This is a genomic window from Methylobacterium sp. J-030 (assembly GCF_022829545.1).
Lineage (GTDB): Bacteria > Pseudomonadota > Alphaproteobacteria > Rhizobiales > Beijerinckiaceae > Methylobacterium.
This window is the reverse complement of the sequence record NZ_JAKSYM010000135.1, coordinates 1-10880: the sequence shown is the minus strand read 5'-3', so window position 1 is coordinate 10880 and position 10880 is coordinate 1. Positions and strand designations below refer to the sequence as shown.

Below are 10880 nucleotides of genomic sequence, written 5' to 3'. Positions count from 1 at the left end.
GGCGCTGCGCTACCCCGTTGGCGCGGTCGACGGCACGCACGGCGACCGAACCACCGGCGCCGTGCAGCTCCTGCAGAAGAAGGCCGGCCTGCCCGTCACGGGCGAGCTCGACGACGACACGCTGGCCGCCCTCGACACGGCCGAGCCGCTGGCGGTGCCGACGCGTGACGCCAACCTCGCCCAGAGCCGCACGGTCCAGGGCGGGGCGATCGCGGCGGGCGGGGCCTCGTTCGTCACGGTCAGCGACATCGTCGGGCTGAAGGATCAGATCGACGACGCCAACGGGCACATCCAGGCCGGGACGGTGCTGGGCGTGGTGGTCGGCGCGCTGATCATCGCCGGCGCCCTCTACGGCCTCTACGCGCGCTGGGATGATGCCGGCCGGCCCGTGCCGGAGGTCCTGGCGCGCCGCTTCCCTAAGCTTTCCGGAGCGCGCACGTGATGTTCGACTTCTCCTGGACCGCCATCCTCATGGCGTTCGCGTCCCTGTTTTGGGCCGCGGTGTCGCCGGTGACGCTGAAGCTGCTGGCGGCGGCGCTCACGATCCTGGTGGGCGGCTGGATCGTCCTGCCTTCCCGCTCCCGCATCCTCGCGGTGGCGCTGGCTGTCGGCCTCGCTGCCTTCGCCGGGGCCTGGCAGGCGGCCGAGGCCGATGGCGCGCGGCGCATGCTCGTCCACGACCACGCCGTGGCGCTGCGGGCCGAGCGCGAGCGGGCCGACCTCGCCGAGGCGGTGACCCGCGATCTCGCCGAGCAGGCGACCCGCGACCTCGCGGCCGAGCAGGCCGACCACGCCAAGCTGAAGGACCTCACCGATGCGCTCGCCCATGATCCGCGCCGCGATGGCGCTTGCCTGCCTCGCGATTGGGCTCGGCGGCTGCGCCAGCTCTAGCATCGAGCCGCCCGCGATCGATCCGGCCGCGCCGGCCGACATCCGCGTGACGCTGCCGGCGCCGCCCGATGGCGTCGAGGCCTGCGTGCGCGCGAGCTTCCCGGACATCCCGGATCGATCGCTGACCCGGGCCGACGTCGTCCGGATCATCGGTCGGGCCAAGGTGCTCGACCGGCAAAAGCGTCGCTGCAGCGAGCGGGCACAGGCCTGGATCGACGCGGTCCAGCGCGACTTCGCCAAGCCCTGAGCGGCCCTCCAAGCCCGTGAAAGTTTCACGGGCTTCCAACCTCGATACGACCTCTCTCTCACACGCGAGCGGGGCATCGGCGCGCGACCGGAACACCGGCGCGCGGCTCTCCGGCCTTGGGGGCCAGGATCATGACGCAGAACCTCCAGCAGACTCAGCAGATGCAGCCGCCGCTCGGCAATCTGGAGGCGCGCCTGGAACGGCAGGAGACGCGCCTCGACGGTTTCGGTCTGATCCTGGACAATGTCGGAAAGGCCGTCGGCGCCCTGAGCGACAAGCTCGACCGCCGCAGCGCCACGCCCTGGGCGGTGATCTGGGGCGCGATGGGCACGTGCGTGACCGTCGCCGCGCTCATCGGCGGCTTGGCGTTCTACCCCCTGAAGGATGGACAGGCCGACTTGAAGAGTTCGCTCCTGCTGATCCAGGAGAAGGCCGACAAGCGGATCGAAGGCTTGGCCGCCAACCAGGTCACGCGGGCCGAGCACGAGGTCCACTGGCGCGGGCAGGACCGCGATTACGACTTCATGCGCGACCGGATCGGCCGGGTGGAGGCGCGAGCCGTGAAGGGCCTCGACGAGATGAAGGCGCGCATGGACCGCCTGGAGGACCGCGTCGTGTCCCGCAGCGAAGTGCTCGCCCGCAACGACGCGCAGGACCGGGTGACCGGCATGCTGCGCGGCGAGGTCGACGAACACATGCGCGCGTTCAACGAACGGCAGCAGCGCAGGATCGATGCGCTGGAAAGTGGGCCTCGACGGTAGCGCCGCTTCACATCCTGTTTCACACTTCAGGCGCCCTCGGCTTCGGCCGGGGGCGCCTTTCGTCGTTTCAGCCCCGGCGGCTCAGCCGCGCGGGGCTTTTCCGTTTGCGCTCGGTGGGCGAAATTTTGATACTCATACGGGCAGCGCGAGGGTTGTTATGAGGTTCGGCATCCGCTGTTTCTTGCGAGGTGAATGGGCAGCGCTCATCATCTACAACGGCAATCAGCGAATTCAACTTTCGGCCGGCAACCGCGTATGGTGGTGCAAGCCAGCGGCCGCATCGGCCTGGAAAATTGCCCCCTATCCCGCGGCGGGAATTTCTTTCGAGGACTACGATGAGGCGGAACAGATAGCTAAAACTCTGTTCAACGCTTAGCTTGCGTTCCGCATGGAATCACAGGCGTCTAAAATGGCCGAGTTACCGCGCGAACTGATTAGCGCCATCCAAAATATTCCAGATGACTGTCGAGGCGCGAAATATGCGTTTGCTGCTTATGAATTCATAAAATTCGTATCAAGTTTTGAAGTACGTGAATACATGTTTGCCGATTTTCCGATTGTTGAAGGCTGTCCATCTGAAAGACGGTTGGAATGGCTAGCGGCCTCTCTTTATATTCTAAGAAACGAAGCTGTCATGCCAGAGCTGTGCAGAAGGCTCAGGGAGCGAGAGATAAGATCAACGTACTTCGAAATCTCAGCGGCATGCTTCTGTCGTGAAATTGGCTTTTCTGTCATGCCGTCACCAGGCATACCAAAACGTGGATTGGACTACGACTTCACGATTGAAATTGAACCGCTCGTAAGCGATGGCCCTCTAGGCCGATCAGAGAAAATCAACGTCGAAGTTACCGAGCTGCAATCCGTAGCCTTCAACACGAAAAGGGTCGTCAGCTCGCTAAATGCCAAGCGACGCCATCTTCCTACCGGCTCAGCTAATATGATCTTCTGCAAAATTCCGTATCAATGGCCAGGGATAAGTCCGGACATCAGAACAGATTTGAACGATGTTTGTGAGAAATTTTTTCGCACTTCAAAACGTGTCAATGTAATCATGCTGATGAGAGAGACTTGGCAATCGTCATCCAACACTTATACAATTCATTACATTGGACAGAGTTCAAACAACGTCAGACACAAAGCGGAGCGGCTAAAAATTTGCCTGGATGAATATTTTCGCTTGCTACCAAAAACCAGAGAGGCGGCTTTTGCCTATCCTGCGAACGCTCACGACTATCCGCGGTTTCGGTTGCGAGATTTCACGGACTGGGTCGACACAATCATTCCTTGAGTCCTCACCCTACTTCGCTGGCCCGCCGCTCCGCCTCATACTCGGCCGCATGCCGCGTCTTCGCGGCGATCACCTCCTCGATCCAGGCGATGGCGGCCGCGTGCACCTGAATGGTTCGCATGCCGCCGAGCCCACATCAGCCGCCTTGCAAGCTCTCGGCAAAATCCTCCGGGATCTCGCCCCACTGGCCCAGGATCGTCACGCCCTCGAGTTCGCCGGTCTCGTCGTCGGCCACCACCTTCAGCGCGGCCGCGCCCGGCATCCGCTTGGCGAGGTTCTCGGCCTTCTTCAGCGCGCCGCTCTCCGTCGATGCCGGCTCTTGCCGGGCCGGCCGCAGCCGCTTCCGGTGCAGCTCGAACGGCTGCACCACGAACGCCGTCTTCATCGCCATCCTCACCTCGCTTCTGCGAAAGTCGGCGCAAGGTGATGGCGCCGTTCGCGTTTTCCCACGCTATCCACACCCGTCCACCGCGCTTTCGGTGAGGAAGCCCGAACCGATTGAACCACCGCGCCGCCCGGTGTTTTGTTCTTCGTCTGTTCTAACATGGCGAAGACGCGAGTGCACCTCAACCGGATCGACGCGCTGCTGGTGGACAGCCCCGACGCCGTCCGCGTGCCGCTGATCGGCCAGGCGCTGTGCGCCGGCTTCCCCTCGCCGGCCGACGACTTCGTCGAGGATGCGTTGGAGCTGCCGCGCTGGCTCGTGCCGAACCCGCCCGCCACCTTCCTGTGGCGCATCAGCGGATCCTCCATGGAGGGCGCCGGCATCTACGACCGCGACCTCGCCTGCGTCGATCGCAGCCTCAAGGCGGGGCACGGCAGCATCGTCGTGGCGGCGATCGACGGCCAGATGTCGTGCAAGCGCCTCGTCGTCGAGGGCAACGTCGCCCGGCTCGCCTTCTGCAACCCGGACCTGCCGGCCTTCGCGGTCGAGGAACTCGGCGAGGGCGTGATCTGGGGCGTGGTCCGCTTCTCGATCCGCTGGCACGTCGCCCGTGGGCAGGCGTCGTGAGCACGCCGGAGGCTCGCCTGCGCGACCGGATCGGCGGCGGCCGCGCCGTCGCGCTGATCGACGGCAACAGCTTCTACTGCTCGTGCGAGCGCGTGTTCGACCCGAAGCTCGCCACCGTCCCGGTGATCGTGCTCTCGAACAACGACGGCTGCGCCATCGCCCGGACAGCCGAGGCCAAGGCGCTCGGCATCCGCATGGGCGACCCGTACTTCAAGATCCGCGACCTATGCCGGGTGAAGGGCGTGCGCGTGTTCTCGTCGAACTACACCCTCTACGGCGACATGTCGGGGCGCACCAACGCGGTCTACCGCCAGTTCAGCCCGCAGGTGGAGATCTACTCGATCGACGAGAGCTTCCTGAACCTCACCGACGTGGCGCCGGGCCTGCGGGTCGAGCTCGCCCGGGACCTGCGCGCCACGGTGGGCGCCTGGACCGGGATCCCGACCTGCGTCGGCATCGGCCCGACCAAGACGCTGGCCAAGCTCGCCAACCACATCGCCAAGACGGTGCCGGTGTTGGAAGGCGTGTGCGACCTGACCGACCCGGCCGCCTACGCGCACTGGCTGTGTCGGATCGACGTGGCCGAGGTCTGGGGCATCGGCCGGGCCTCGCTCGCAAAGCTGGAGGCGATGGGGGTCGAGAGCGTGGCGGACCTGCGCGACCTCGACCCGCGTCCGGTGCGCAAGGGGCTGACCGTGGTGGGCGAGCGGATCATCCACGAGCTGCGTGGATTGGCCTGCCTGCCGCTGGAGCTGGTGCCGGCGCGACGCAAGGGCTGCGCGGTGACGCGCTCGTTCTCCGGCCGGATCACCGAGCGGGCGGTACTGGAGGAGGCGGTCGCCGCCCACGCGACGCGGCTCGGCGAGAAGCTGCGGCGGGAGGGGCTGGGCACCAACCACGTGACGGTGTTCTACCACACGAGCGAGCACGACCGGGGCGCGCCGATGCGCTCGGTCTCGACCACCGTCACCCTGCCGGAGCACACGTCTGACACGTTGGCGCTGATCAAGGCGGCGCGGCACGGAGTGGCGCGGACGTGGCGCGAGCCGGGGGACCGGCCGTGGCGGTACAGCAAGGCCGGGATCGTGACGAACGACCTCGTGCCGTTGTCGCACAGCCCGCGGGCGCTGATCGGCGCGCTCGATCGTGAGCGCTCGGGGCCGCTGATGGCGGCGATGGACGCGTGCAACGCGCGCTGGGGCCGAGGCGCGGTGGTGCCGGCGCGGGCGGGGCTGGTGAGCCGTCGGGAGTGGAACACGAAGTTCGAGATGCGCACGCCCCGCTACACGACGCAGGTGGGGGAGCTGCCGGTGGCGTATGCGTGAGGGCGGGTGATCGGCGTCCGTCACTTCCGTTTAGGGTGGCAAGCGGACCCCGGCCTTGCGTCCGAAAGCGGATGTTCGGCATCCGTTCCACGACAGCCGTTCCGGCATGCATCGGCGCTTCCCGAAAGCAGCCATCCGTTGGCCGTTCCGCAGTTCCGGTCAACGTTGGAGTGGTTCCCCTCAGTCAGACGGCTCTATGTGTTGCCCCCTCGGCCTTCGTGAACGAAGCGTCGAAACGGAGTGCTCGACCATGATCCTCGTCACAGGGGCCACCGGCTAACTTGGAAGCGCTGTCGTCTCGGGGCTGCTTGATCGTCTGCCGGCCGGAACGATTGCGGCCAGCGCTCACGACCCCGCCAAGGCGGCTGGCCTGGCCAAGCGTGGTGTGGACGTCCGCCGGGGCGATTTCGCCGCTCCGGACGGTCTGCCTACCGCGTTCGCTGGGGCTACTGGATCGGCCTGCGGTTCGCTGCTTCTACGACGATGTCCGCGAAATCCTCCGGCTTCTCGACAGAGATGAAGTGCCCTGATCTGCCGAGATTGATGATTTTAGGCGCCGGGACCGCGCGTTCTACCGCTGCCCGATCCTGCAAGCTCGACCAATCCATCTCCCCCCAGACGAGCGTAACCGGCACGCGTATCCTCGAATACGAAGCCTGAGCGGCTACGAAACTCGGCAGCGCCTTCATGACGCCGCGGGCGACAGCGGGATAGCCCTTTCGTTTACCGACACGATTAAATTCATCAAGCAGATCGGCTGGCCACGATTTTGGGTCATAGACGCCGCCGCTCATGATGCCGGCTAGGATCGGGCGATTTTCGAGGGCTGCGAACACCGGACCGATGATCGGTGCGCGGACGCTCTTCACGATGACCGAGGCCAACAGGTTCGCCCGTTCAAGGCCAGGCAGGTAGTCGTAGGTATTGAACGCTACGACGCGCGCGACGCCTTGCCCAAGGTCGGCTGCAATCGAGAGCGACAGGGTTGCCCCGATCGACTCGCCCACGAGGATCGGGCGGGTAAGTGCCAGGAGCGCCAATGCTTCCTTCATCTTGGCACGCAGGCTCGGTTCGTCGGGGATGGCGCCGTCACGGATGTCCGACCAACCGAAACCCGGGAGATCGAAGGCATAGACAGTGAAATGCGGCGCAATCCGCGGAACGACGAATTGGAACAAGTCGAGCTGCGTGCGCACGGTATGCATGAGGACGAGGTCCGGTCCAGATCCCGTCTTCACATATCGCAGGCGCTCTCCTGAGCTGAGCTCCACGAATTGTACTGCATCAGCTGTGAGCCATCGACTTGTATAGCTCAGGTGATTGGCGGTAGCGCTCATGATCGGCGACCTTCGAAATTTCATGCTTGGGATTACGGCTATGTTCGGAGATTGCGGATCATCGTGAGGGATTATCCATGCGCAAATCTCGTATTTCGATCGTCAAATGCTTGAGCTTGCGTTCTATATCATTGAGACGTCGATCTGTAATTTCGTCGGATGCCTCCGCTGCGGCTGCTTCCAAGTCGACTAATCGGTGCCAGAGCCGACGCCAGAAAGGCAGGGCGGGCTGAACGGTCATCGGGTTCTCCTGCAGGTGCGGCTCTATCGACAGCCGCAACATGGTGTATATGCACCATTCAGTCAAGGCGGTGTTTCCGGCGACACTTATTGCGGGACTCGGAACGGCGGGCATCAGAGATAGGATGTGGTCCACCTGCTGTGGGCGTTGATAACCGGCGACCAGCATGATGGAACGACGCCTAAGCGACTCAGGATCTCGCGGCGGCACAGGATAAAAGCATCTGAGCACATCACCGCGCCCGCTTGCCAATCGCCTTGGGGTGTCGGCAGCGCGGCGCCTTATCATCGAGGCCCGCTGCGGTTCCATCGCCATCATCCCCCGAAGTATGCCCGTTGTCATCACGCTATCGTCGATCCGGAGGCGGGGGCGCGGCCGCAGCCCATCGAGGGGGATTCAACCTATTCCTTTCGGAGACATCCCGGACTGCCGTTGACACCAAGATGCATATACACCATATTGGTCGCATGACGACGAAAGCCGGCCAGGGTAATGTCAGCGATATCCTATCGGAGATAAGCAGCAGCTGTGTGTTGTTGCGAACGCGGCTGATATCCCGTGTCATCACTGCCATTCATGATGAAGCGCTGGCGACATTAGGTATCGGTTCGGCACAGTTCGTTCTGCTTGCCGTCATAGGCAGCATAGCACCGGCGAGCCGAGCGGATATCGGGCGCTTCCATAGGCAGGATCGTTCCACCCTGTCCCGTAATCTCAAGGTTATCGTAGATGCGGGATGGGTCGAGGAGGATCTATCGCGCATCAAGGGTCGAACCCGTCCGCTAGTTCTCACCGAGGCAGGCAAGGCGCTCTTAAGCAAGGGCGCACCGGCTTGGCGGACGGCACAGGCAGAGTCGAAACGACTGCTCGGAGAGTCCGGAACGGTCGTTGTGACAGACATCGCCAATCGCATCCTAGGCGGAGCCTAGACTAGATTTCCCCGTATGGTGCATATACACCACAGAAGGAGTTCGACGATGACCCTAGTTTCCTCCGACCAAGCCGCAAAACCTGGCGAACACCGAGATCACCGCATCAGAACCTCGCTGGGTGAGGTTTATGCCCGTGAGTATGCAGGTCGCGGTCCGGCCTTCGTCATGATGCACGGCTTTCCTGATAATTTGCATATCTACGACGATTTGGTGCCCCATCTCACGGCTTCCGGCCGTCGTGTGGTGATCTTCGACTTCCTGGGCTTCGGCCAATCGGATAAGCCCGCTGGGGCGCAATACAGCTTTCGACAGCAGCTGGGCGATCTTGAAGCCGTAGTCGACCAACTCGGATTAGGACAGATCGTGCCTGTCGCGCACGACTCCTCCGGGGCCGCTGCGCTGAACTTCGCGATTGACCATCCCGATCGGACGGCGGGCCTTGTTGTGCTGAACGCGGCCTTTGCCGCTTCATCGGTCGCCCGGTGGCCCGAACTCATCACCCTGTTTGCGACGCCCGGCCTCGCGGCTCTCTCCGGCGCTCTCATCCAAAGCCCGGAGCAGTTTGGATGGGTCATCAACTTCCAGCGCGAGGCCTTCAAGCAGCACCTCGCGGACAAGCATAAGGCGCACTACGACACCTTCCTCGGACCCGTCATCGATAAGAACTTCCGCGAGGACGGTGCCGGGCCAGCCTTCGCGCAGATGACCGCGCAGTTCTTCGGCGAGCTGGAGCGCAACGCGACACGCATCCCAGAGCTTGGCAAGCTCGACATCCCAGTCAAGGTGATCTGGGGTCAGAACGACCCCTATCTGAACGCCGACCACGCCCGAGAGTACGCCTCTTATCTGAAGAGGTCCTCGCTTCATCTGCTTCCGGCCGGGCACTGGCTGCAACTTGATGAGCCAGCCCTCGTGGCGGCGGAGATGTTGTCGTGAAACATCCTGCCATCCAAACGACAGCTCGTCGCGTGGCAAGTCGTGGGCTCGGGCTATTCGCCATAATCGCCCTGATGGTTGTGCCAGATAGGTCTCATGCGCAAGGACAATCTACATCTGAACCTAGGCACCTAGCGGCGCCAAGCCCCGTTCCGACGACAAAGGTTCTCGCCATCGGCAGCTTCACCGAAACGGCCAAGACGGCGGACTGGCAGAGGATATTACCCGACGAAGTCAGGGCGACGGTGCTTGTGTACCTCGACGGGAAGATCGACCAATGGTTTGTGAAGCAGGATCAAAGCGGCGTCGTGTTCCTGATGAACGTCTCTGACGTAAACCAAGCGAAGATTATTCTAGAAAAACTCCCCTTCGGTCGGGCAAAGCTGATGGATTTTCGACTTATACCCCTCGGTCCGGTCAGCCCGCTTCGTGTGCTTTTGGGCGATCAGATCAAGTAGGTCCGGTTGCGGGGCTCTAGTCCTCGTCGGCCCATGCCGACGAGGCTAGAAGAGATCCGAACCGGAGCTTCGGAGAGCAGGCATATGCGGACGTTCCGCTGGCGACCCACCTTGGTCCGAACTGCCGTCGAGGCTTCTCTGAAGCGGTCGTTCGCCGGGCACCTGTCGACTTCAGATCGGGATGGCAAGCGGTCCCCCGCCCGGCGGCATCAGAGATCCTGAACGGAGGCTGGCGGCTGCATTAACTCGATCGTCGCGCCGTCAGGGCCAACAGCGTAGATCACCCGCGTTCCAGCCCGCGCACCGCTCGCGATCGGCTGCGGAATGCCTTGCGCCTTCCAACCGTAGGCGGCGATCCGCACCAGGAGCGCGTCGATGTCATCGACCACGAGGGCCAGGTGCGCGAAGCCCGGGTCGAACGGCTTGGCTGGCACGCTTGGTCGGTCCGAACCCTGATACTCCAGGAGTTCGATCGTCTGCCCCGCCAGCGAAACGATCGCCAAGCGCACCTTCGCCCCATGTGCTCCGGTCACCTGACCAAGGAACTCGCCCCCCATCTCGCCCGTCCGCACGAGCTGCGCGCCGAGCCCATCGACCCAGAAACGAAGGGCCTCGTCGAGGAAGGCGACCGCGAAGCCAACATGATCAGCGCGGCGCACGTGGATGCTCGTGTGTTCCGTCATACGAGCCGTCCTAATCGGCAAAGGGGTCTATCGTCTGCAACGGGTCGTGGCCGGGTCCCGGATATGTCCGCTTCGATGCATTCGCCATCCAGAAGCGGACAGGCTGAAATCCACCCAACCCAGTCGTCCGACGCTCCTTCTTGGGAGCCTGAGAGCGGACGTTCCCAGGTTCCGCAAAGGGTCGAAAGCGGCGAGGCCAACGCACGCGATCAGGCTGCGCAGTCGGGTTCGGATCGTGCCGAGGCTGAAGCGGTGGCCGCGGACCAGCGCGGGGCCTGCCGAGTCCCCCCCCTGACGGCGAGGCCGTCCGCCTCCAGGCGGGCGAGGGCTCGACTCGCGTGCAGGACTCGCTCCCGACCGGGCAGACCGGCGCGCTCGGCGATCTCGGTTTCGGTCGCCGGCTCCGGCGTGAGCGCGGCCAGCACGCGTGGGCGGATGTCCGGGCGGGGGCGAGCGCCGCTCTTGGTTGGCAGGGGCATCACCGATCGCGGCCCGGCGCATCCATCAGCCCAAGCCGAATGGCCAGCGCCAATACGACCGCGCCCGTCACCGCCTCGCCGCCTGCGATCCGATAGATGTTGGTTGCGCCGGGCACTGCCTCGATCCGAGGACCTGCCGCGCGCAGGGCTACCACGGCTTGGAGAATGCGATCTGCGAGCATGTCCGAGGCCTATTCAGCGCGCCCTGGGCCATCCCTCAAACCAGCAAGCACAGCGCGAACCAGCAGCTGTTCGTCGGTGAGCCAGTCGGCTTCGACATGCCACAGCTC

Annotated in this window: 16 protein-coding genes; 11 read left to right on the top strand and 5 right to left on the bottom strand. The window is 63.9% G+C overall.

The window, feature by feature from the left end; genetic code table 11:
* From MKK75_RS07620 to MKK75_RS07595, 6 genes are all read left to right on the top strand, one after another.
* On the top strand, positions 1-442 hold a 442-nt coding region (locus MKK75_RS07620; protein ID WP_244041997.1), incomplete at its 5' end, for a peptidoglycan-binding domain-containing protein.
* Positions 439-891, top strand: coding sequence for a hypothetical protein (locus tag MKK75_RS07615; protein ID WP_244041996.1), 453 nt, complete (start codon positions 439-441; stop codon positions 889-891). The genes MKK75_RS07620 and MKK75_RS07615, both read left to right, overlap by 4 nt.
* Positions 842-1138, top strand: a complete 297-nt coding sequence (locus MKK75_RS07610; RefSeq protein WP_244041995.1) for a hypothetical protein — start codon at positions 842-844, stop codon at positions 1136-1138. The genes MKK75_RS07615 and MKK75_RS07610 overlap by 50 nt, the downstream gene beginning before the upstream one ends.
* A 131-nt stretch (positions 1139-1269) precedes the next feature.
* Entirely contained in the window at positions 1270-1899 is a 630-nt protein-coding gene (locus MKK75_RS07605) for a hypothetical protein (RefSeq protein ID WP_244041994.1), read from the top strand.
* A gap of 157 nt (positions 1900-2056) precedes the next feature.
* A complete protein-coding gene (locus MKK75_RS07600) occupies positions 2057-2275 on the top strand; it encodes a hypothetical protein (protein ID WP_244041993.1) in 219 nt (72 codons plus the stop codon).
* Positions 2276-2308: 33 nt separating this feature from the next.
* Positions 2309-3187: a hypothetical protein gene (locus MKK75_RS07595; RefSeq protein WP_244041992.1), complete on the top strand. Its 879-nt coding sequence runs from the start codon at positions 2309-2311 to the stop codon at positions 3185-3187.
* 136 nt (positions 3188-3323) lie between these two features.
* Here the strand turns inward: MKK75_RS07595 and MKK75_RS07590 are convergent, their stop codons facing one another.
* Positions 3324-3578 (bottom strand): hypothetical protein, encoded by a 255-nt coding sequence (locus MKK75_RS07590; protein ID WP_244041991.1) that lies wholly within the window; start codon positions 3576-3578, stop codon positions 3324-3326.
* 168 nt (positions 3579-3746) lie between these two features.
* Here MKK75_RS07590 and MKK75_RS07585 point away from each other — a divergent pair, with 168 nt between their 5' ends.
* Complete coding sequence (locus MKK75_RS07585; RefSeq protein ID WP_244041998.1) at positions 3747-4199, top strand: LexA family protein; 453 nt, start codon at positions 3747-3749, stop codon at positions 4197-4199.
* On the top strand, positions 4196-5524 hold the full coding sequence (locus tag MKK75_RS07580) for a Y-family DNA polymerase (RefSeq protein ID WP_244041990.1): 1329 nt from the start codon (positions 4196-4198) through the stop codon (positions 5522-5524). Before MKK75_RS07585 ends, MKK75_RS07580 begins: the two co-directional genes overlap by 4 nt.
* Before the next feature lie 446 nt (positions 5525-5970).
* Here MKK75_RS07580 and MKK75_RS07575 read toward each other — a convergent pair whose 3' ends face one another.
* Together MKK75_RS07575 and MKK75_RS07570 are read right to left on the bottom strand one after the other, a co-directional pair.
* Entirely contained in the window at positions 5971-6729 is a 759-nt protein-coding gene (locus tag MKK75_RS07575; protein WP_244041989.1) for an alpha/beta fold hydrolase, read from the bottom strand.
* 190 nt (positions 6730-6919) lie between these two features.
* Complete coding sequence (locus MKK75_RS07570) at positions 6920-7270, bottom strand: hypothetical protein (RefSeq protein WP_244041988.1); 351 nt, start codon at positions 7268-7270, stop codon at positions 6920-6922.
* A gap of 299 nt (positions 7271-7569) precedes the next feature.
* On the opposite strand from MKK75_RS07570, the gene MKK75_RS07565 reads away from it, so the two are divergent.
* Genes MKK75_RS07565 through MKK75_RS07555 form a run of 3 tightly spaced genes read left to right on the top strand, consistent with a single transcriptional unit; the run spans position 7570 to position 9428 of the window.
* On the top strand, positions 7570-8031 hold the full coding sequence (locus MKK75_RS07565) for a MarR family winged helix-turn-helix transcriptional regulator (RefSeq protein ID WP_244041987.1): 462 nt from the start codon (positions 7570-7572) through the stop codon (positions 8029-8031).
* Between the two features lie 48 nt (positions 8032-8079).
* Positions 8080-8970 carry an alpha/beta fold hydrolase gene (locus MKK75_RS07560; RefSeq protein ID WP_244041986.1) on the top strand — a complete coding sequence of 297 codons (891 nt, stop codon included), beginning with the start codon at positions 8080-8082 and terminating at the stop codon, positions 8968-8970.
* The gene (locus MKK75_RS07555; protein WP_244041985.1) at positions 8967-9428 is read left to right on the top strand and encodes a hypothetical protein; all 462 of its coding nucleotides are present in this window, start codon (positions 8967-8969) and stop codon (positions 9426-9428) included. The genes MKK75_RS07560 and MKK75_RS07555 overlap by 4 nt, the downstream gene beginning before the upstream one ends.
* A 209-nt stretch (positions 9429-9637) precedes the next feature.
* Here MKK75_RS07555 and MKK75_RS07550 read toward each other — a convergent pair whose 3' ends face one another.
* Together MKK75_RS07550 and MKK75_RS07545 are read right to left on the bottom strand one after the other, a co-directional pair.
* Complete coding sequence (locus tag MKK75_RS07550) at positions 9638-10111, bottom strand: VOC family protein (RefSeq protein ID WP_244041984.1); 474 nt, start codon at positions 10109-10111, stop codon at positions 9638-9640.
* 478 nt (positions 10112-10589) lie between these two features.
* The gene (locus MKK75_RS07545) at positions 10590-10772 is read right to left on the bottom strand and encodes a hypothetical protein (protein ID WP_244041983.1); all 183 of its coding nucleotides are present in this window, start codon (positions 10770-10772) and stop codon (positions 10590-10592) included.
* Positions 10773-10880 lie beyond the last annotated feature (108 nt).

Coding starts and splice junctions, on each gene's coding strand:
- MKK75_RS07545 (WP_244041983.1), bottom strand. CDS start 10,772: ATGCTCGCAGATCGCATTCTCCAAGCCGTGGTAGCCCTGCGCGCGGCA.
- MKK75_RS07590 (WP_244041991.1), bottom strand. CDS start 3,578: ATGGCGATGAAGACGGCGTTCGTGGTGCAGCCGTTCGAGCTGCACCGG.
- MKK75_RS07575 (WP_244041989.1), bottom strand. CDS start 6,729: ATGCATACCGTGCGCACGCAGCTCGACTTGTTCCAATTCGTCGTTCCG.
- MKK75_RS07565 (WP_244041987.1), top strand. CDS start 7,570: ATGACGACGAAAGCCGGCCAGGGTAATGTCAGCGATATCCTATCGGAG.
- MKK75_RS07570 (WP_244041988.1), bottom strand. CDS start 7,270: ATGCTGGTCGCCGGTTATCAACGCCCACAGCAGGTGGACCACATCCTA.
- MKK75_RS07550 (WP_244041984.1), bottom strand. CDS start 10,111: ATGACGGAACACACGAGCATCCACGTGCGCCGCGCTGATCATGTTGGC.
- MKK75_RS07560 (WP_244041986.1), top strand. CDS start 8,080: ATGACCCTAGTTTCCTCCGACCAAGCCGCAAAACCTGGCGAACACCGA.
- MKK75_RS07600 (WP_244041993.1), top strand. CDS start 2,057: ATGAGGTTCGGCATCCGCTGTTTCTTGCGAGGTGAATGGGCAGCGCTC.
- MKK75_RS07595 (WP_244041992.1), top strand. CDS start 2,309: ATGGCCGAGTTACCGCGCGAACTGATTAGCGCCATCCAAAATATTCCA.
- MKK75_RS07605 (WP_244041994.1), top strand. CDS start 1,270: ATGACGCAGAACCTCCAGCAGACTCAGCAGATGCAGCCGCCGCTCGGC.
- MKK75_RS07610 (WP_244041995.1), top strand. CDS start 842: ATGGCGCTTGCCTGCCTCGCGATTGGGCTCGGCGGCTGCGCCAGCTCT.